The 19,620-nt window shown below is 50.0% G+C and carries 15 protein-coding genes and 1 other RNA gene; 8 read left to right on the plus strand and 8 right to left on the minus strand.

Going from position 1 to position 19,620, the window contains the following annotated elements:
* Window positions 1-69 precede the first annotated feature (69 nt).
* The 7 genes from groL to H6F90_RS20670 all read left to right on the plus strand — a co-directional run bounded on the left by groL (window position 70) and on the right by H6F90_RS20670 (window position 7,209).
* Window positions 70-1,755 carry a chaperonin GroEL gene (groL, locus tag H6F90_RS20640; protein WP_190554127.1) on the plus strand — a complete coding sequence of 562 codons (1,686 nt, stop codon included), beginning with the start codon at window positions 70-72 and terminating at the stop codon, window positions 1,753-1,755.
* 221 nt (window positions 1,756-1,976) lie between these two features.
* Window positions 1,977-3,188, plus strand: a complete 1,212-nt coding sequence (gene corA / locus H6F90_RS20645; RefSeq protein ID WP_190554128.1) for a magnesium/cobalt transporter CorA — start codon at window positions 1,977-1,979, stop codon at window positions 3,186-3,188.
* Window positions 3,189-3,191: 3 nt separating this feature from the next.
* Entirely contained in the window at window positions 3,192-3,839 is a 648-nt protein-coding gene (locus H6F90_RS20650; RefSeq protein ID WP_190554129.1) for a hypothetical protein, read from the plus strand.
* A gap of 61 nt (window positions 3,840-3,900) precedes the next feature.
* Window positions 3,901-4,358, plus strand: an RNA gene (gene rnpB / locus H6F90_RS20655) — RNase P RNA component class A.
* Between the two features lie 333 nt (window positions 4,359-4,691).
* Entirely contained in the window at window positions 4,692-5,282 is a 591-nt protein-coding gene (locus tag H6F90_RS20660) for a hypothetical protein (RefSeq protein WP_190554130.1), read from the plus strand.
* Between the two features lie 85 nt (window positions 5,283-5,367).
* The gene (gene rnc / locus H6F90_RS20665) at window positions 5,368-6,102 is read left to right on the plus strand and encodes a ribonuclease III (protein WP_190431974.1); all 735 of its coding nucleotides are present in this window, start codon (window positions 5,368-5,370) and stop codon (window positions 6,100-6,102) included.
* Window positions 6,103-6,138: 36 nt separating this feature from the next.
* Window positions 6,139-7,209 carry a Gfo/Idh/MocA family protein gene (locus tag H6F90_RS20670; RefSeq protein WP_190554131.1) on the plus strand — a complete coding sequence of 357 codons (1,071 nt, stop codon included), beginning with the start codon at window positions 6,139-6,141 and terminating at the stop codon, window positions 7,207-7,209.
* On the opposite strand, the gene H6F90_RS20675 is transcribed toward H6F90_RS20670, so the two are convergent.
* The 4 genes from H6F90_RS20675 to H6F90_RS20690 all read right to left on the minus strand — a co-directional run bounded on the left by H6F90_RS20675 (window position 7,178) and on the right by H6F90_RS20690 (window position 12,445).
* Entirely contained in the window at window positions 7,178-9,370 is a 2,193-nt protein-coding gene (locus tag H6F90_RS20675) for a sensor histidine kinase (RefSeq protein WP_190554132.1), read from the minus strand. The genes H6F90_RS20670 and H6F90_RS20675 overlap by 32 nt on opposite strands.
* 311 nt (window positions 9,371-9,681) lie before the next feature.
* Entirely contained in the window at window positions 9,682-10,866 is a 1,185-nt protein-coding gene (locus H6F90_RS20680) for an FAD-binding oxidoreductase (protein ID WP_190554133.1), read from the minus strand.
* Complete coding sequence (locus tag H6F90_RS20685; RefSeq protein WP_190554134.1) at window positions 10,863-12,260, minus strand: AtzE family amidohydrolase; 1,398 nt, start codon at window positions 12,258-12,260, stop codon at window positions 10,863-10,865. Before H6F90_RS20685 ends, H6F90_RS20680 begins: the two co-directional genes overlap by 4 nt.
* A complete protein-coding gene (locus H6F90_RS20690; protein WP_190431374.1) occupies window positions 12,257-12,445 on the minus strand; it encodes a DUF4089 domain-containing protein in 189 nt (62 codons plus the stop codon). Before H6F90_RS20690 ends, H6F90_RS20685 begins: the two co-directional genes overlap by 4 nt.
* A gap of 475 nt (window positions 12,446-12,920) precedes the next feature.
* Here H6F90_RS20690 and H6F90_RS20695 point away from each other — a divergent pair, with 475 nt between their 5' ends.
* The gene (locus H6F90_RS20695) at window positions 12,921-13,178 is read left to right on the plus strand and encodes a hypothetical protein (RefSeq protein ID WP_190431375.1); all 258 of its coding nucleotides are present in this window, start codon (window positions 12,921-12,923) and stop codon (window positions 13,176-13,178) included.
* 93 nt (window positions 13,179-13,271) lie between these two features.
* On the opposite strand, the gene H6F90_RS20700 is transcribed toward H6F90_RS20695, so the two are convergent.
* The 4 genes from H6F90_RS20700 to H6F90_RS20715 all read right to left on the minus strand — a co-directional run bounded on the left by H6F90_RS20700 (window position 13,272) and on the right by H6F90_RS20715 (window position 19,531).
* Window positions 13,272-15,908 carry a GAF domain-containing protein gene (locus H6F90_RS20700; RefSeq protein WP_242024562.1) on the minus strand — a complete coding sequence of 879 codons (2,637 nt, stop codon included), beginning with the start codon at window positions 15,906-15,908 and terminating at the stop codon, window positions 13,272-13,274.
* A gap of 479 nt (window positions 15,909-16,387) precedes the next feature.
* Entirely contained in the window at window positions 16,388-17,521 is a 1,134-nt protein-coding gene (locus H6F90_RS20705; RefSeq protein ID WP_190554136.1) for a glycosyltransferase family 1 protein, read from the minus strand.
* 84 nt (window positions 17,522-17,605) lie between these two features.
* Window positions 17,606-18,757 carry an NAD-dependent epimerase/dehydratase family protein gene (locus H6F90_RS20710; RefSeq protein ID WP_190431381.1) on the minus strand — a complete coding sequence of 384 codons (1,152 nt, stop codon included), beginning with the start codon at window positions 18,755-18,757 and terminating at the stop codon, window positions 17,606-17,608.
* 183 nt (window positions 18,758-18,940) lie between these two features.
* Window positions 18,941-19,531 carry a chromophore lyase CpcT/CpeT gene (locus H6F90_RS20715; protein ID WP_190431384.1) on the minus strand — a complete coding sequence of 197 codons (591 nt, stop codon included), beginning with the start codon at window positions 19,529-19,531 and terminating at the stop codon, window positions 18,941-18,943.
* Window positions 19,532-19,620 lie beyond the last annotated feature (89 nt).

Raw genomic sequence — 19,620 nt, forward strand, 5'->3', positions numbered from 1 at the left:
GAGCACGATCGGTTTAGCACTCATTCCGATAGAGTGCTAAATTCTAGTTGGAAGCGTAGGGAACGAAATATGGCAAAAATTGTTGCATTCAGCGAAGAATCTCGGCGAGCGTTAGAACGAGGTGTGAATGCGTTAGCAGATGCCGTTCGGATCACTCTAGGACCCAAAGGCCGCAACGTGGTGCTAGAGAAAAAGTTTGGAGCACCTCAGATCGTCAATGACGGTGTCACGATCGCGAAAGAAATTGAACTCGAAGATCCTCTAGAGCAAACCGGAGCCCAACTAATTCGGGAAGTGGCTTCTAAAACCAAGGATATTGCTGGGGATGGCACTACTACTGCCACAGTGCTGGCTCAAGCTTTGATCCGCGAAGGCTTGAAGAACGTAGCAGCGGGTACTAATCCGGTGAGCCTGCGTCGGGGTATCGAAAAGGTAGTAGCTCTCTTAGCAGAAGAAATCAGAGCGGTCGCGAGACCCGTTGAAGGAGACGCGATCGCTCAAGTTGCCACTGTTTCTTCGGGTGGCGATGAAGAAGTAGGAGCCATGATTGCCGAAGCCATGAACCGGGTGGGCAAAGATGGCGTAATCACTGTAGAAGAATCTAAGTCCTTATCTACCGAACTGGAAGTTGTAGAAGGGATGCAGTTCGACCGGGGCTATATTTCTCCTTACTTCGTCACCGATGGCGAACGGATGCTGGTGGACTATGAAAACGCCCGCATTTTGATCACAGACAAGAAAATTGGTTCCATCCAAGAGCTAGTGCCTGTTCTGGAGAAAGTTGCCCGCTCTGGTCAGCCGCTATTGATTATTGCTGAGGACATTGAGGGTGAAGCCCTCGCTACCTTGGTGGTCAATAAAATGCGGGGTGTCTTGAATGCTGCTGCCGTAAAAGCTCCCAGCTTTGGTGAACGCCGCAAAGCCATGTTGCAAGATATTGCCGTGGTGACTGGTGGCCAGATGGTTTCTGAAGATGTCGGTCTGACCTTGGATGCCGTCTCTCTAGAGATGTTGGGCACAGCTCGGAAAGTAACGATCACTAAAGACAACACCACGATTGTGGCTGAGGTTAGCGATCGCACCAAATCTGACATTGAAAAGCGAGTCAGCCAAATTCGCCAAGAGCTAGAAAGAACCGACTCAGACTACGACAAAGAAAAGCTGCAAGAACGCCTCGCTAAGTTAGCAGGTGGCGTGGCTGTAATCAAAGTTGGGGCAGCTACTGAAACCGAACTGAAAGACCGGAAACTGCGAATCGAAGATGCTTTGAACGCTACCAAAGCAGCCGTAGAAGAAGGCACAGTACCCGGTGGTGGTGCTACCTTAATCCACTTGACTAAAAAGGTGGAAGAAATCAAAGCCCAGTTAAACGATGAAGAGAAGATCGGGGCTGATATCGTGATTAAAGCTTTGGAAGCACCTTTGCGTCAAATTGCTGACAACGCAGGGGTTGAAGGCTCTGTCATCGTGGAAAAAGTGCGGGACATGGACTTCAACATGGGCTACAACGTCATTTCTGAGAAGTTTGAGGACATGATTGCAGCTGGAGTGATCGACCCCGCTAAAGTCGTGCGATCGGCGCTGCTAGATGCGGCTTCTGTCGCTAGCATGGTCTTGACCACAGAAGCTGTGATCGTCGAGCGACCTGAGAAGAACCCTCCTGCTGGTGCTCCCGATATGGGCGGCATGGGCGGCATGGGCGGCATGGGCGGCATGGGTGGTATGGGCGGCATGGGCGGCATGGGCATGATGTAGGCCTGCTGCCACAACGCTAGTTTGAACATCTAAACTCATTGGAGCAGTAGCTATTACAAGCTGCTGCTTTTTTAGCTTTAGGAGTACAACTTCATCCCATGAGATTTCTGGACTTGGGTGGAGTGAGCTTTGCCCAACCAGCAAAATCAACGTGCTGGAATAGTACTCAATCCTGATTGAATTGCTTAAGATGGCGGTGCGCGTCTTGTCCAAAACTCTCTATGTCTAACCGACCGAGTCAACCATTGCGTGGTTTCAATTCCCAAACTCCTAAGAACGCTTTCGACTTGTCTGAAGCAAGTCTTTTAGGAGACGAACCGTCCTATATTGACTATTTCTATGACCAGCCTGGGAGCATGCCCGGAACGCTCAAGATCGAGGTCGATGCGCCCCCCCCAGTCATAGTTCTGATTGACTACAGTGACACCAAAGCGACAAAAGTAGAGATTGAAGCACCAGAAGACTGTGAGCCTTACCTGGATACTGAATCAGTGTCTTGGGTGGATGTGAAAGGGCTAGGCAGTGAGGACATCTTGAAGCGGTTAGGCCATGTATTCAATTTGCATCCGCTCGTCCTGGAAGATATCGTCAATGTGCCGCAGCGACCCAAGGTTGAAGAGTACGAAGACCAACTGTTAATCGTAGCGCGGATGGTAACGCTGCAAGCCAATGGGCAAAGCTTCATTAGTGAGCAAGTGAGCTTTATCTTGGGGCAGCATTATCTGTTGACTGTACAAGAAGAACCAGACCATGACTCTTTCGGGCCAGTCCGAGAGCGAATTCGCTGTAATAAAGGAACGATTCGGAAACAAAAGTCTGATTACCTCACCTATGCCCTCTTAGACTCGATTATTGACGGGTTTTTTCCGGTTTTAGAAGCCTATGGAGAACGGATTGAGGAGTTAGAAGACGAGGTTGTCTCAAACCCTACCAGACAAACCCTCGAAAAAATTCATGGAATCAAGCGAGAACTGCTGACCCTACGCCGCTCTATTTGGCCTCAACGCGATGCCATTAACATGCTAATTCGTGACGGCAGTGACCTGATTAGCCATGACGTGCAGATTTACTTGCGGGACTGCTATGACCATACAGTTCAGGTGCTTGACATGGTAGAAACCTATCGAGAGTTAGCCTCTAGCTTGATGGATGTCTACCTATCCTCGGTCAGCAACCGCATGAACGAGATTATGAAAACTCTCACGGTGATTTCAGCCATTTTTATTCCCCTGACTTTTGTGGCTGGTATTTATGGCATGAATTTCAACACAGAAATCTCTCCTTGGAATATGCCTGAGTTGAACTGGTACTTAGGGTATCCAGCCTGCTTAGCCCTGATGTTGCTGATTACAGTGAGCCTCTGTGCTTTTTTCTGGCGGAGGGGCTGGTTTGAAAATATTTCTACGGTCAAATCTACGGTCAAAGATGATTGAGCAATGAATCAGTTTGATCTGCTGATTTTAGCCATTTACATTATTTGCGTCACCTATGTGATTAACGAGGCGATCAAATCGCTGGATGCACGATTCACCGTGCGGTTTGAGCCGGATGACTTAAAGCAGCAATTGCAAGAACAAAATCTACAAGACACCCTTGGGGTTGGTTTCGGCTTGGCTGCACGCTACACCAAGCCAGATGAGCTGCAAAGGTTGCCTATCATCATTAGCAACCGTTCTAGTCGCTACTCTATCTATGTGGATTGGGACCACAGTTCCTTTGCCGATTTTGATGGGCGATCGCGACGGGTGATCCGACTGATGCCAGGATTAACCACAGATTTATTTCAACCGCAGGTCTTTAGTGTGATTGCTCCAGGCAAAACTCTCAAGGAGGCTGTAACCGCAGAAGATACTCTGAAGCGCGAATCTGATGCGGGTGCGGTCAAGGTGGGTGCTCCTTTAGTGAACTTAGCGAGTCTAAAGACTGCTATGGACAAAAAAGAATTTTCCTTAAGGCTGGTTTTACGAGTCTTTGATCCGGTCGGGGGCGGTGGGGGCGATCGCTTCCATGTGCTGTCTTGTAAATTTACGGCGAGACGCTTGCCTTGGACGGATGCACTCCCTTGGAAACACCTGAAAACATAACCTGACAGTTTTGGCCATGATACTTTGGCTGTTCCACGGCTTGTTAAACTGGATGATTAGGAAGAGTTGGTGTAGGTGGTTGCGGACTTGGTAGGAGTGAGAAACTCATTCCAGCGCGCTAAGGCATCGCGCTTTAAGCCAGTCTGAGGAAAGTCCGGGCTCCCCAAAGACCAGACTTGCTGGGTAACGCCCAGTGCGGGTGACCGTGAGGAGAGTGCCACAGAAACATACCGCCAACGGAGATCTTTTTATTTTTAATAAACGAGTTTATTAAAAATAAAAGAAATCGCGGGTAAGGGTGCAAGGGTGCGGTAAGAGCGCACCAGCAGCATCGAGAGGTGCTGGCTCGGTAAACCCCGGTCGGGAGCAAGGTCGCGGGAACAAGGGTTGGTCTTTTTCCTGTTCCTAATGCAAATACCGCTAGAGGCGTTTGGTAACAAACGTCCCAGATAGATAACCGCCTTCTAAGGTGCCTAGCACCGAGGAAAACAGAACCCGGCTTACGTCCAACTCTTCCGACTCCTTAAAATCAAGCTTTTAACTTGGGTTCTGGCTGAAGTTTTATCTATTTCTCATAAAGTTTACGTACTTGTATTGAAGTTGCTCGCCTCAACGCCAGCCAGCCAGTTCTGGGCTTAGAGCTGTTGGCTTGGGAGTTTACGGATTTTTTAGATTCAAGAAGCCATTGTGTAGATTATTAGAAGTCTGGGGTTCATCGCTAGGCAAGGTATTATCCCTACTCTAAGATGAAGGCATTCTGACTTAGAAAGGTTTGCTTAGACACATAGCTGGTTCAACTAAACCAGGCTTGTGACGACGAACCCTAATTTTTAATGAGGTGGATCAAAGCCTGTGCCACACTGCAACCCTATCCTCGCTGTGAGCGAACAGAAAAAATGTGGACTGATCCTCTGCAAAGCCTATCATGCTGATTTTGCTGGGCCTGGGGCAGCGGTAGGGAGCCCGGTTGAGCAAGGCTATAACGTTGTAATTGCCATTGGTTCGCCTGAATTAGTTCCGGTCGAAACCTTTGAAGAACGGCAGAAAGCCTATGGGCGGCGGATTCAGTGGATGCGGTGGCTAGAAAGAATTACTAACTACTCTGATCCAGCTCTGAGAGTCGAAAAGTTATTGGCTGGGTTTGAAGCGTTTTTTAGCCGTCAAGTTGTCCTCGAACTGCCTGATGAGGTGTTGGCACTTTTAGTCGGAGTGTTACCGCAGACTGTCAATGCCGTCCGATCGCAACAATACGGCTTCTGGTATACCCATCAAAAAAAGCAAGCTTCGAGCTGGCAGCAGTTATCTCAGCCTGTGCTGGTTCCGCGATCGCAGCCTAAACCTGCCCACTCTACAACCGATTATTGTTTTTTTGACGCTACAAGCTCCTATTTGAGCGTCTACAATTTCAATCAGAGTATTCATCAGCTACCTTGCTCTGCCTAAACTGGTCTGAGGGGCTCATTCTCCCTGAGACAGAACCCTACGGTTGGCAGTAGCAAGTGGGCTCAAGTCACTGATTGAGTTTGAAATGACAACCTTGGGCTATCCGCATCGTCAGCAGCAACTCCAGAGCCTACTGCGAAAATTGGCTCTACCCGAAACAGCCCCTGTCCAGTGGTCACTTTTGGATTTAGCGCTAACGCATCCCACGATTTCAGCCGAGTCGAATTACGAACAACTAGAATTTGTGGGGGATGCAGTGGTTCGGCTGGCTGCTTCTGAACTGCTGTTTGAAACCTATCCGGATTGTCCTGTGGGGGAGTTTGCCGCAATTCGGTCGATGTTGGTCAGCGATCGCTCCCTGGCTCGCATTGCCCAACACTACGGCTTAGAACGATATCTGTTAGTTTCTGGCAGCGCTTTGGGTGACAAAGCTGGGGAGGAGTCCCGCTTAGCTGAGGCGCTAGAAGCCTTAGTCGGCGCACTGTACTTGAGTACCCACACCTTGACGTTGATTCGCTCTTGGTTAGACTTTCACTTTAAGGCATTCGCGATCGAGATTCGTACTGATCCGGCGCGGCAAAACTACAAAGCGGCTCTACAAGAATGGACTCAAGCTCAACATAAAAGCTTGCCCACTTATCGCACCCAAGAAATTGGCTTAATGCATGGTGATCCAAATCGCTTTGCGGCTGAGGTTTGGCTACAAGAACAGTTTTTGGGGCGAGGCACTGGACGCTCGATTAAAGCTGCGGAACAGGCAGCCGCGCAAGCAGCCTTCCTTCAACTGACACAGCCTGCATCTCACTCAGAAGATAATTGAGCCGCACACAAGCCCTGGGATGGAAGGACCAATCAAATGACGAATCGAATTGGAATCGCGGTTATCGGTGCGGGGCGTTGGGGAGTGCATTTGGTGCGGAATTTCTTAGAGCACCCTCAAGCTCGTTTAGTCGCAGTGATTGATCCTGATCCAGAGCGTTTAGCCGCCCTACGCCAACGCTTTAATTTCGACGAGCAAGTGATTTTGGCAACTGATTGGTCAGCGTTGCCGCCGCCGCCTGAACTAGCAGCAGTCGCGATCGCTACACCTGCCACTACTCACTATGCTCTGATCACCACTGCCTTGAAGCAGGGTTACCACGTTTTAGCGGAGAAACCCCTCACTCTAGTGCTATCCGAATCGCAACAACTCTGCCGTTTAGCGGCAATGCAACAACGACAATTAGTGGTGGACCATACCTATCTATTTCATCCGGCAGTACAACGGGGGCGAGCGGTGGTGCGCTCAGGTGTATTGGGGGATCTGAGGTATGGGTATGCGGCCCGTACTCATCTAGGTCCCGTGCGCCCCGACGTAGATGCACTTTGGGATTTAGCCATCCACGACATTGCTATTTTCAATACCTGGCTGGGAGAAACCCCAACTCAAGTGCAAGCTCAAGGTCAGGTCTGGTTACAGACGCGATCGCTCAACAAAGATTACTTCCCCCAAGGTTTAGCAGATTTAGTTTGGGTGACACTGTTTTACCCAAGTGGTTTTCAAGCTTCGCTGCACTTATGTTGGTTAAATCCAGATAAGCAGCGGCGGTTGGGCGTAGTGGGCAGTCAAGGCACTTTGGTATTTGATGAACTAGCAATTGAAGCTCCACTTACCATTCAACATGGTCAACTACAACCCCTTGCCAGTACTCAACTCAGCCCAGCAGAGCTTGCCCCAACTTACTACACGCCTATAGAGCAGCGTCGCGAAATTCTGAGCCTTGAACCTGGTGAACCGTTACATCAAGTCTGCACTCATTTTTTAGATTGCGTGCGTCATAATATTGCTTCGCCAATCTCTTCTGGGCTGGTTGGGGCTGAGTTGGTGCGGGTGCTAAATGGCCTAACTGAGTCACTTAATCAATCGGGACAACTAGTGCTGCTTTAGGAATACTGCGCCTGTGGCTGGGCTCCTTCAGTTCTGACTTGGGTAACTGTGCTCCATCTATCACAGGTAGGGTGATTTCCACCGTTGTCCCTTGGTCTGGCCCAGCACTATCTAAAGTGATGTTGCCACCCATTAGTTCCATGAAATTGCGTGAGATTGCCAAGCCTAAGCCTGTGCCCTCAAACCGCCGGGTGGTAGTGCCGTCGGCCATCACGAAAGGACGGAAGAGCTTCGGAACCTGAGTCGGCTCAATGCCAACCCCCGTGTCTTGGACGGCAATGACTACTCGTGCGCCTCGATGCCCATTTTGAGTGCCTGTGGTCGGCTCAATCCGAAGTAAAATCTCAATTTTTCCTTGCTCGGTAAACTTAATTGCATTACAAACCACATTGAGCAAAACCTGCTTCAGTTTGGCTGGGTCTGCGTAAACGGCAATCGGTTCTTTCAAGTGAGGAAAATCTAACTCTAGGCCTTTCTGCTGAATCGGCACACTTTGTAAAGCAATCACATCTTGGAGGATGGTGCGCAAATCGATCGCTTGCAGATCGACTGAGAGGGTACCCGCCTCAATTTTGGCAATGTCCAGCAGATCGTTGATCACATCGAGTAAGTGAATGGCTGCGTCATCTGCGCGCTGCAAAAATTCGTTTTCTTCTTCGCGATCGTCACAGCAGCCATCTCGCACCAGACGAATGCAACCAATAATGGCGTTTAAGGGGGTGCGTAATTCGTGAGACGTGTTAGCCAAAAATTCGCTTTTGAGTCGGTTAGCCGCTTCTGCCTCCCGCCAAGTTGCTTCTAGTTCTTCAGCGCGTTCTTCCAGTCGCTCCACCATACTATTGAGCGCTTTAGCCAGTTGATTGAGCTCCCGAATTCTAAAGTTTGTGGGAGCGCGATCGCTAATGCCTAGAGGCTCGGTGATGCTCAATGAAGAACTTCCTTCCGGAAGCGCTGAGTGAAGCGTTGCGTGCTGATTTGTCTGAGCCGAGTTGGTTAGATTGGAATCGGGTGAAGCAGTACTATCAGCCGCGATCGCCGTAGAAGTCGTTTGCGATGAGGTTGCAGTATGACGCTGCTGGATATGTAGAGCATAGTTGCCTAATTGCTCTAACGGTCGCGATAGTTCCCGTGCTACGTATAGGGTGGCTAGTAAATTTGCCGCTATCAGCCCTAACGTCAGCACCACTAGAATCTGCTTGATTTCGTCGAGACCATAAAGGGCATTGTCAATCCGAGTCACAGCCAGCACGACCCAAGTATGGTTTTCGGATTGGTTAATGGGCACCCGAATCGGACTGTATCCAGCCAGCCATTCGGCCCCGTTGTCTTCAAACCCAAAGAGATGCCGCACATCTGAGTTGCCGTCAACAACCGCGTTGTGCAAAATCCCCTCTAAACGGTTAGAATCCGCCTCCTGCCGAATATTTTTGCCAATTCGGACTGGATCGGGATGCGCCAAGATTGTGCCATCTTGATCGATGACCACTGTGTAGCCAGAGAGCGAACCCGGTTTATCGCCCTCTTTCTGATGCAGTGCGGTTTGAACACTAAGAGCATACTTGAGCTGCCCCTTGTCGCTGTAAACTGGCACGCTGAGAACTAAACTGAGCTGACCTTGGGGATGGTTAGCCTGGTTAATTTGGCTTGCTGGGGTGACGTAGGCAATGGAGCGACCTGGCTTCAACTGCTTCTGATCTGGTGGCCACAGCTGATTGACACTGCCAGAATTGGGAGTAGTCGCAAAAGTATTGGGCTGTGAAGTAGAGGGGGCTGTGGCAGAGAGCAGTTGTAGTTGAGTGCCACAGGTACTTAGGGCCAGCTTTCTCGTTTGCATCTCGGTCAGCTGAATGCACTGAACTTGCGTGGGGATCGTTTGCTGCAACTGACTTAAGGATTGCCGAGCTTGGGCCAGCGAGCCTGACTGTAGAGCTGAGGTTTCACTAGCGGTAATTAGATTGGCTTGTAAGGCTGTGATCGAATCTTTGATATCATTGCCTTTTCGCACTGCACTTTCGGTTAGATTGCGGCGAGCTGTTTCTAATAAACTGGAGCGCGCCTTCTTGTAGGTCACAACTTCCCCTAACAACAGCACTGGGACGCTGAGTAGCAGAATGCAGGATAACAAAACACGACGGAAAGAAGATTGACCTAGCTTAGCCATAGGAAGTCTTTAACCTAAGGTGCAAGACCCAGCGATGAAGGTGCTTTGCAGGATAGACGCAGATGGGAGTTGACGCTTGCGCTACAAAATGAATTGTGCCGTCAAGACTGACTGATCAGAAATGACACAATCTAGCCTGGATAAGTACGTACCTAGTATAATCACCCATTCTAAATGAACTCTATTTAAGCTGGGTCTACTGGGTGAGCTATTCTTGGCTTAAACTCAGGCACTTGAGCGTTTTAGGGCTCTACCCTGTCTTAAAAAGCCGCCATTGAGCGTTGATGAGCCTAGTTTATCGGGTTAGTTGGTTAAGTTACAGGCGTAGCGAAGCGAGCTGGCGAAAGTTGCGCCAAAATTGAGTCTGTTTCGCCTGAGGCACCTTCAGCAAACCGTTCTGCTAAAGGAGGCACGATCGCGAAGGGGTTGCTGAAGCCAGAGAAAACGTGTAACCCAACAGTTTCGGAAACCGCCCCAATTAAGGGGAGGCGATCGCGGCTAAAGGCAACCAAGCAGTGCTGCCATTGACCAGGGAGGTTTTGCAAACTTGGTAACACTTGGCCAACTGATTCCCGAATTGCAGCTTCGCTGGCCACAGCATCGACTTGAGCTTGTGGATTACTAAGGACGCGGCTAATTTGCCCCAGGCGAAGATTGCCATTTGCCAGTTGCACAACACCTGCATCCAGAACGAAAGGCAATAACTCTGTATCCGGTTGCTGCCACTGCCGCTCTTTATCAGTTGTGCTGGCTTGCGCCTCTAACTGAAAACGCTGCATCTCCGCCGTCATCACTAGCGTTCGTAGCTTGATATCCACTGGCGGTGTCTCAATTAGTTCAGCATGGGTAAAGTAGAGGGGCACTGTCAATCCTGCTTTGGCTAACAAAGCCCGGCTCCAGCCACCCGTACAAATCACAACGTTGGCGGCTGTATAAATCTGCTGTGTCGCGATCGCCCCTGTAATGCGCTGGTTTTGTCGCTGCAATCCCATCACTGAGTCGATGACAATTTTGCCGCCCGATCGCACAAAAGCTTGCTGATAGGCTTGGGTCATGGCTTCTGGGTCAACCTGACCGTGGCGCACCGTAAAGGCTCCTGCGATCGCCTCAGGATTTAACAAAGGCTCTAAATCGCAGGCTTCAGCCACGCTGAGCAAACGGGGGGGAATCACGTAATCAGCGTAACTAGGAGCAATAGCAGTAGGGTCGCGATCGACAGCCACCGTGAGCAACAAATCTAATTCCCGAAAGTGAATTTCTGCTCCTAGCTCCGCTGCTAAGTTGGGATAGCGCTGCCAACCTGCTTGGCAAAGTTGTCGAGTTAAATCGGTTGTACCAGACCAATAGGCAATGCCGCCATAGCTTAACCGAGTTGCCCCTTGTAAGGTGCCATGTTGCTCGATGAGGAGCACAGAAAACTGTTTCTGAGCAAGTTCATAACTCAGGGCTGCTCCTGTGACTCCACCCCCGATCACAATCCAGTCGTATGTACTCATACCTCGATTCGCGGTTGAACAATAGGCGCAGATACGATGCCAGCCGTTTCTAAGAATGCGGCTACACGGAGAATTAAGGCTTCATTATAAGGTGCGGCTATCAGTTGCACGCCTAGAGGCAACTGGCCTGGTCGCTGAATCGGCACTGATAAGACTGGTAGCCCAATAAAAGACAAAGGCTGAGTAAATAAGCCTAAATTGGGTCGAATGAGCATCTCGACTCCATCAATCACGATTGTTTCTTGGCCGATCAAGGGAGCAGGATAAGGGGTTGTGGGAGCCAAGATCAAGTCCACAGTTTGAAAGATTTCTTGCACCTGATGCTGAAACCAGCGGCGAAAGCGTTGGGCCTGGAGATACCAATGAGCTGGAATTAAAGACCCAGCTAGAAAGCGATCGCGAGTCGCAGGATCGAAGTCTTGAGGACGCGATCGTAAGTTGGCCGCATGAAAATTAGCGCCTTCCGCTGCGGTAATGACAAAAGCTGCGGCTCTAGCTCGGTGCGCCTCTGGTATGGTGATGCCCTGAGTTGCGCCTAAAGCGGCTGCGACTTGGTCCACCACTTCTAACGCTTCTGGGATCGCGCCTTGGGCAAAGTAGTCAGTTGCGATCGCGATTCTCACCCCCTCAAAGCCTTGCTGGAGTTGGGGCAGACATTGTTCAGGTGCGCGATCGGTACAGATGGGATCGCGGGGGTCGGGGCCTTGCAACACATCAAAAACAGCGGCTAAATCTCGTACTGAATGAGCAAAAGGTCCAATATGGTCAAAGCTACTGGAAAACAAAACGGTGCCAGCGCGGGATAAACGCCCATAAGTAGGTTTGAGGCCAAACACGCCGCATAACGCCGCAGGCACCCGGATAGAGCCGTTCGTATCAGACCCTAAGGTCAAGGGAACACAACCCGCTGCCACTGCCGCTGCTGAACCCCCAGAGGAGCCACCTGCCACCCGATTTAGATCGTGAGGGTTGTGAGTCGGCCCATAATGACTGTTCTCGGTGACAAAGCCATAGGCATACTCGTCCATGTTGAGCGTACCTAGCAAAACTGCTCCCGCTTGCCGCAGCTTGGCTACTGCTGTTGCATCTGTGGTGGCAGGTGCTTGTTCCGCGTTGATCTTGGAGCCTGCTAAGGTGGTCAAACCTTGAACATCAAACAGATTTTTGACCGCAAAGGGCACGCCAGCTAAAGGCCCAGGATCTTGCCCTTGGGCGATCGCATGGTCAATCTGCTCAGCGGTTGCTAAAGCCGTGTCTGCTATCACTGCGGTAAAGCAGTTGAGGTGCTGATTTAGTTCCGCAATCTTTGCCAAAGCCGCCGCCGTAACCGCTTTAGCTGTGACTTCGCGATCGCGGATTGCCGCCGCTATGCTCGTAGCATCTGCTGGCCTCATGGGACAAAAATCGGAGCAGCTTCAATCTGATCGGGGAGCGGAAACTCCAGCACTAGCTCGGCGATCGCCTGAATGCGAGCAAAGTTGGTGACGACACTAGGGACACCTTCTGGGTCAAGGGGCAAATCGATCAAGCTGGCCGCAGCGTGAACGTAATCCGTTGGGTCAATAGTGGCGTTTGACATGGTTTAGTAAGACGTGGCTAAGCCTATAGTAATAAATTTGCGTGATCTCTCAGGGTTGGAAAAACAAATCTCAGCGCAGGTAGATGGCTCAATCTTCGCTTCAGAGAGTCAGTATTAAAACCTACAAAAATGTTGTGGCGAGTAAATGAGCAACTCTACTTAACTGGATTTCCTTAATCTATTCTTAACTGAAGTAAAACTTGTTATTCTAATGAGTCCTGCTGCGAATCACCGCCTCACGGCTGCTTTAAAGCTAAGAAATATATATGTATTGACTATTACTGGAGTGGGAGCACTTTTTGGTTAAGATCTGGTTAATAAGTAATTAAAAATCCGTTAGCTTTTTTTGATAAAACCCTGGCTTCTGAAATCTGTTCAGATCTTCGAGCCAGCGATCGCCGCAGGAACTTGTATCAGGGGCTACAGGGTTAACAACTCAGACAAGATAACAATTTAAAGACTCAGGGAGGAAACTGTGACAGAACGCTCTAACTTTCTCTATCCGCGCAGTCGTTACCATGGCGAGGTCAAGCCAGAAAACTTAGTTTTCAACGCCAACTTGCAAGAGTTCGCTCAACGAGTGAGTTACATCTGTTGCCTAGAGACAGGTGGCAAGCTCACGCCTGAGGAGTCCTACAAACAAGTGAAGGCGCTGTGGAAACAGCTGAAGCGGACCAAGAAGCAGCTAGGAATTGGGCAAAAGCCTTTTCATCAGCAAGACGAGGGCTTTTAACCAAGGTTTTGAGCCAAGTCTGTTGGCAATTGAGCGATCTAATCAGCGTCCATAGAAGTAGACTATTCACTTCTATGGACGCTGTTGACTTGGCTACTTACTCGTCATCGTATGCACGCCGTCCCAGTCTTCGGGGGGCGGATTTGTGAGGTATTCTTGAATTCGCCGCAGATGGGCTTCCACCGCTTGATCAGTTTCTCGCAATTTTTGAGCAGCGCTGAAGTGCTTGAGCGCGGCTTGAAATTCCATTTGAGTGTAGGCTGTGCGTCCAGCAATGTAGAGACCTAGAAACTCTTCGCTTTCGTCTGGCAACGCTTCCCGGCGATCGCCAATCAGCTCAAAAATGCTGACAGGTCTGTTCTTACCTTTGACGCGGATTTTGTCGAGTTCTCGCACCCAAATGCGATCGCGGCAGAGTTCATAGGTGAACTCGCTCAGCACAATATCACAGCCATATTCCTTCGTCACACTCTCTAAGCGAGAGCTGAGGTTAACACCATCTCCGATCACGGTGTAGTCCATGCGTTTCTGGGAGCCAATGTTACCAGAGACTACTTCTCCAGAACTAATCCCAATCCCGATGTGAATTTGGGGCTGGGCTTCCACCATTCGCGCCTCGTTAAACTCCTTGAGCCGTCGCCGCATATCCAGCGCCGATTGCACTGCCATCCAGGCATGGTTTTCGTTGAGAGGAAGAGGCGCACCAAACACAGCCATGATTGCATCCCCGATGAACTTGTCCAGGGTGCCTTCGTAGTTAAAGATCGCTTCCACCATCGTCTCAAAGTACTGATTCAGCAGCTCGACGACTTTGGTCGCTTCCAAGTTTTCCGTCAAAGTGGTGTAGCCACGAATATCTGAGAACAGAATTGTGACTTCTTTACGCTCACCCACCATGAGGCCATCTTCGCCCAAAGCCATGACTCGCTCTGCGACTCCTGGGGTCATGTAGCGATACATGGTCGTCTTCATCCGCTTCTCTTGGCTGATGTCTTCTAGCACCACTAAGCCGCCGCGCACGCTACCTTCTGGGTTGGTGAGGGGATTCACCGTGAGGTTAATACTACGCTCAATTTCCCGGATTTGCGCTTTGGTGAAGTAAGTCGGCTCGACTACATAGGTGCCATTGCTAGTTTCAGTCGTTGGTGCCGTCGGCAGTTCATTCCAAGCAACGTAACGACTGGTGTCGGTGCGATCGCTGATACTTAAGGTGTATACAGTGTTGCCGTCATCTTCCACAGTTCCTTCGCCTACAGCACTCGTGGCAATATGCAGGCCCACCGTTAAGCTTTGCTCGGGTACGTAGTGTTTGGCCGCAGTTTTCAAGCTATCTTGCAATCGCATTTGCAAGTTTTCGATCGGAATAATGTCCCAGACGTAGCGGCCTACCAGTTTGTCTTGCCAGTGCAATTTATTCACCTTGCCACTGGCTTTGCGGACCGGGCAACCTAGCAACTCAATGGCCGCATCATTAATGGTAACGATTCTGCCTTGCATGTCGGTGGAGATCACCGCATCCGACAGACTTTGTAGCATGTCTTTTTGATACTGTTTCTCCAGCAGCACGTTCTCAAACAGTTGGGCATTCTCTAAGGCAATCCCCGCCTGAATATTAAAGGCCCGCATGAACTCTTCGTCAGAGTTAGTAAAGCTGCCTTGATGCTTATTAATTAATTGGGTGACTCCAATCAACTCGCTGCTGGAGTTAAACACAGGCATACAGAGAATATTGCGAGTGTAATAACCCGTTCTCTTATCAGTGCTGGGATCAAAGCGTGGGTCTTCGTAAGCATTCGGGATGTTTAGGGTTTCACCCGTCGAAGCGACGTACCCAGCAATGCCTTTATTGGCAGGAATGCGGATTTCCAAAATTGTTTTTTCATCGGCTGCCGCAACTTTGGTCCACAGCTCATTGGTTTCCCGGCTCAATAAGAACAAAGTGCTGCGATCGGCCTGCATCAAGTCACGCGCTTGATTCATCACTGCCCGCAGGGTGGTTTCCAGATCTAAGCTGCGCCCCAACATCTTGGTCGCTTCTAGCAGCGCTGCCACCCCGCGCTGGTTGCGAGCTGCAATGTAGAACGTATTACAACTTTCTAGGATGATGCCAATCGAAGAAGCAAATTCACGGAAGTGTTGCTCATCTGTGGCGTCAAATGGCATCCCTCCCATCTTGTTCAGCAACTGGACGACTGCAACCACCCGCTCATGCTTATTAAAAATAGGCATGCATAAAATATTTTTGGTGTGGTAGCCCGTTTGCTTATCAACTTCTTTATTAAAGAGAGGATGACTGTAGGCATCAGGAATATTTAGGCATTCTCCGGTCGTAGCGACGTGACCTGCAATGCCTTTATCAATCGGAATGCGAATTTCTGGTGACTTGCCGTCATCGCTCTGAGCAATTTTGGCCCAAAGCTGCGCTTTTTCTTCATCTACCAAAAAAATAGTGGTGCGATCGGCCTGAAGAATTTGGCCAATTTTTAAGGTAAATGCCTCTAGAATCTGCTCTAGCAGCGTCTCTAAGGTTTCATTATTAATTAAATCGATCGCCCGTAAAAAGTGCTCAAACTCACGAGTAATCTGTTCCAGCAAATCAATGAATTGCGGAACAGGTAAATCCTTGACGCGATGAGTTAGGTTGCCTTTACGGTTATTGCCTTGAGTCAGGGTAGCCAGCATGCCACCCGCTTGAGGCACAGCGCCAGAATTATGGAGTGTCATAGTCATGACCGATAAATGGGGCGAGGCAGCCCATGCTTGGTAGATGGATTCTGAGCGAGGCGATCGCAGGAGAATTAGATGTTTTTATAGACACTACACTAAAGCTCATTTCCTGTTGATTAGCGTAGCTTGTCTAGTCAAGCTGATACTACCCAGAGCCAGTCAGAAAACTTGATTTAGGTCTGGGGATACCCAACTCGTTCAAGTTCAGATTGGTTCTTATCTATAGTGTCGTGAGGTATTCTCGATTAATCAAGAGATCGCTGCAACTAAAACAGGTTATTGGTTCAGTCAAGGTTAGTATCCCCTCACAAGACTGAGCAATAACAGAACCACTACGAATGTAACTGGTTGTCTACAGTCCAACAAGCAACAACTTATACAGAACTGTAGTTCTGCTGAGCATACCCTCTCCCCCATCCTTTCTCACATGGGAGAGGGGTGCCGTAGGCGGGGTGAGATTTGAATTGTCTGAATCGGTACTTCTAAGCTGCTGAAGGTAGGACTTGAGAGTTAACCACAGCACGGTAATAACTCTGAAGCTGACGAGTGGCTGCTGCCCAACCCCAACGTTCTGCTTCTAGGCGGGCATTTTGGCGTAGAGTTTCGCGTGCCTCAACTTGATTTAGCAAAGATTGAGTGGCCGCGATCGCCCCTTGCTCATCGGTGGGGTCGAACAGGTAGCCGTTCACCCCATCGGTCACAATGTCAGGAATTCCCCCAGAGCGAGCTGCCACCACTGGGCAACCTGCCGCCATCGCTTCTAGGAGTACCAGCCCTAAAGTTTCGGTCCGGGAAGGAAAGACAAAGGCATCGGCAGAAGCAAAGGCACTCGATAGCTCTTTGCCTCCGAGATACCCAACGAAGTGGGTGGGGGTGCCCGCAAAATGCTTCTCGAGTTCCTGGCGGAAGGGACCATCTCCCACTAAAGCCAAGCGAGCGTTGGGAATTGCTTCCAAAACAGGCTTGATCCGATCGATTTCTTTTTCGGCGGAGAGACGACCCACATAGAGCAATAACGGTGCTTCTGGGTGGCCTTGACTGAGGCGCGATCGCATCTCCTGGCTGGCTAAGCTCGGTTGAAATGTTTCTGTATCTACGCCCCGTTGCCAAAGGTCTACTCGCTCAATACCGTGAGCCGTCAGTTCCTCCACCATGGCCGTGGAGGTACATAAATTCAGTTGCGCTTGGTTATGCCCCGCTTTCAGCAGTTCCCAGAGCAAACCTTCTAGCATCCCCAAGCCATAGTGCTCCAAGTACTTGGGTAGGTGCGTGTGGTAAGAAGCCACTAAAGGAATTTTTAGAGTTTTACTGTAGTACAGACCTGCCAATCCTAAGACGGCAGGATTGACGATATGAACTAAGTCTGGGCGAAATCGCTCCAAGGCTTCCCCAATTGAAGGGCGAGGAAAAGCCAGCTTCAGTTCTGGGTACAAGGGCAGGGGAATTCCCGGCACGCCATAAATTTTGGCACCTTTGTACTCGGTTAAGCCCCCATCTGGAGAAAAAACTAATACTTGGTCGCCAGAACGCTGTAAGTGCTCAACGGTATGGCGTAGGCGCGTGACAATTCCATCAACCTTGGGCAAAAAGGTTTCAGTGAATAGAGCAATTCGCATAAAGTCTAGAAATACTTAATTGCTGACAACTTTTTTAGGGTTGAAAAAAAGCAGAGCCCCTAGAAGAAGCTCTGCCTGAGATGGTTATCTACGCCAAGAAACTTTGGGAAGGATTTGATTCTGGTCAACGCGATCCTGGTACTTCACAGCAAAGTTCAGCAAGGAATCGAGCAAGGAATCGGAGAGGAAGTGAGGTTGCAGTCCGAGGCTGAGCAGATTGGTATTTTTGGCATTGAAGTAATGCTCTTCTAGCTCGACTCGGGGGTTGTCGATGTGATCAACTTTCACATCTAGGCCCAAGGAAGCACCCGCTTGCTTCACCATCGTGGCTAAGTCGCCAATGCTGAAGAGCTCGGTGAATTGGTTGAAGACTCGGAACTGACCCGCATCAGCAGGGTTGGCGATCGCCAGCTCCACACAACGCACGGTATCGCGGATATCTAGGAAGCCACGAGTCTGACCGCCCTTCCCATACACCGTGATCGGGTGTCCAGTGGCAGCTTGAATACAGAAGCGGTTCAACGCAGTACCAAAAACGCCGTCGTAGTCTAAGCGGTTGATTAACAGCTCGTCCATTCCGGTTTCTTCGGTGAGGACGCCATAAACCACGCCTTGGTTCAAGTCGGTAGCACGCAGGCCCCAAACCCGACAAGCAAAGTGAATATTGTGGCTGTCGTGGACTTTGCTGAGGTGGTAGAACGAGCCAGGTTGCTTGGGATAGGGCAGGGTATCCTTACGACCGTTGTGCTCGATCGTGATGTAGCCTTCTTCAATATCAATATTGGGTGTGCCATATTCACCCATCGTGCCCAGCTTGACGAGATGGCAGTCAGGGAAGCTTTCACGCATCACGTAGAGCAGGTTCAGCGTTCCCACCACGTTGTTGACCTGGGTGAGGACGGCGTGCTCGCGGTCAATCATGGAAAAGGGGGCAGAACGCTGTTCCCCAAAGTGCACAATTGCTTCTGGCTCGAAGGTATGAAGCGCTTTGTTCAAGAACTCGTAATTGGTAATGTCACCAATAAAGAGGTCTATGGACTTTCCGGTTAAATCTTTCCAACGCTGGAGCCGTTGTTGGATCGGTGCAATGGGGGTCAGGGTTTCGATGCAAAGTTCCGTATCCCAGTGTCGGCGCACCATACTGTCCAGAATGCCGACTTCATAACCTCGATTGGAGAGGTAGAGCGCAGTTGCCCAACCGCAGTAACCATCGCCGCCAATAACCAGGACTTTCATCTTGCTGAATCTTGCACGAGTAGTGTTCGCTGAATCCGTCAGGTCTAGAGTTTTTCCGCCTGGGGACAGACTAGACTAAGTTCTGAGTTCACTATCAGCCCAAGACTGGAATGAACTTTGAGAACCTTTTACACACCGTACCAGGAATGGGGCTCATTGAGACCTCCCCCCGGAACAGAAATTTTAAACTCTCACTTCGTCGCCAAAGTTGGCCCAACGGACGAAATAGAAGGGGCCCGCAACTGCACCCCAGACATGCTCGTCTGTTTCAGGATCTCGACCGCGATCGTGGCTAATAAATTTTTCGCCGTCTATCTCAAACGTGCTGTCGAGATAGGTGGTTTGGCCTTTGCGAACCACGATGCATCCTTTCCCAGGTTCTACATAGCCTTTAAAGCTGTCGCCCGTCCACTCGGCAATCATGTTGCATCCGGGCAATTTTTCTAGATCTTCAACCTTGAGGCTTTTAAGGCGCTCTAGGTCTCGTGAGGCTCCATAAAACCGCGCTTCTTCCCGGACGGTGTAGTTCTCAATTTCAATGCGATCGCCCTGCACCACCAAGTTGAGAACTCGCACCCGATAGGGATCATTCAGCTGATAATCATAGGCTTGCTCAACGAGCAGACTGATGCCAGACAGAATTTTTTGGGGAATGGGACGCATACAAACCCGGATGTGGGCAAAGAAAGGCGGGTTCTCAAAGGCTTGTTCTTGGTTGCTAAAGTCTGCCGCCATCCAGCGGGCTAAGGTGCCAACATCGGTCGAGTGAGTCATGGAAAAATTAAAATCGCATATCTAAAAGTGATCCCCACTATTGTCTAGGATCTAGTGTCTAGGATCTAGCTAGTTTTTAGGGGCCAGTT

Origin of the sequence: Trichocoleus sp. FACHB-591, assembly GCF_014695845.1 — a bacterium.
GTDB lineage: Bacteria > Cyanobacteriota > Cyanobacteriia > FACHB-46 > FACHB-46 > Trichocoleus.

What these genes read in the sequence shown, in the direction of transcription:
- groL (WP_190554127.1), top strand. Translation starts at nt 70, where the DNA reads ATGGCAAAAATTGTTGCATTCAGCGAAGAATCTCGGCGAGCGTTAGAA.
- corA (WP_190554128.1), top strand. Translation starts at nt 1,977, where the DNA reads ATGTCTAACCGACCGAGTCAACCATTGCGTGGTTTCAATTCCCAAACT.
- H6F90_RS20650 (WP_190554129.1), top strand. Translation starts at nt 3,192, where the DNA reads ATGAATCAGTTTGATCTGCTGATTTTAGCCATTTACATTATTTGCGTC.
- rnc (WP_190431974.1), top strand. Translation starts at nt 5,368, where the DNA reads ATGACAACCTTGGGCTATCCGCATCGTCAGCAGCAACTCCAGAGCCTA.
- H6F90_RS20670 (WP_190554131.1), top strand. Translation starts at nt 6,139, where the DNA reads ATGACGAATCGAATTGGAATCGCGGTTATCGGTGCGGGGCGTTGGGGA.
- H6F90_RS20675 (WP_190554132.1), bottom strand. Translation starts at nt 9,370, where the DNA reads ATGGCTAAGCTAGGTCAATCTTCTTTCCGTCGTGTTTTGTTATCCTGC.
- H6F90_RS20680 (WP_190554133.1), bottom strand. Translation starts at nt 10,866, where the DNA reads ATGAGTACATACGACTGGATTGTGATCGGGGGTGGAGTCACAGGAGCA.
- H6F90_RS20685 (WP_190554134.1), bottom strand. Translation starts at nt 12,260, where the DNA reads ATGAGGCCAGCAGATGCTACGAGCATAGCGGCGGCAATCCGCGATCGC.
- H6F90_RS20690 (WP_190431374.1), bottom strand. Translation starts at nt 12,445, where the DNA reads ATGTCAAACGCCACTATTGACCCAACGGATTACGTTCACGCTGCGGCC.
- H6F90_RS20700 (WP_242024562.1), bottom strand. Translation starts at nt 15,908, where the DNA reads ATGACTATGACACTCCATAATTCTGGCGCTGTGCCTCAAGCGGGTGGC.
- H6F90_RS20705 (WP_190554136.1), bottom strand. Translation starts at nt 17,521, where the DNA reads ATGCGAATTGCTCTATTCACTGAAACCTTTTTGCCCAAGGTTGATGGA.
- H6F90_RS20710 (WP_190431381.1), bottom strand. Translation starts at nt 18,757, where the DNA reads ATGAAAGTCCTGGTTATTGGCGGCGATGGTTACTGCGGTTGGGCAACT.
- H6F90_RS20715 (WP_190431384.1), bottom strand. Translation starts at nt 19,531, where the DNA reads ATGACTCACTCGACCGATGTTGGCACCTTAGCCCGCTGGATGGCGGCA.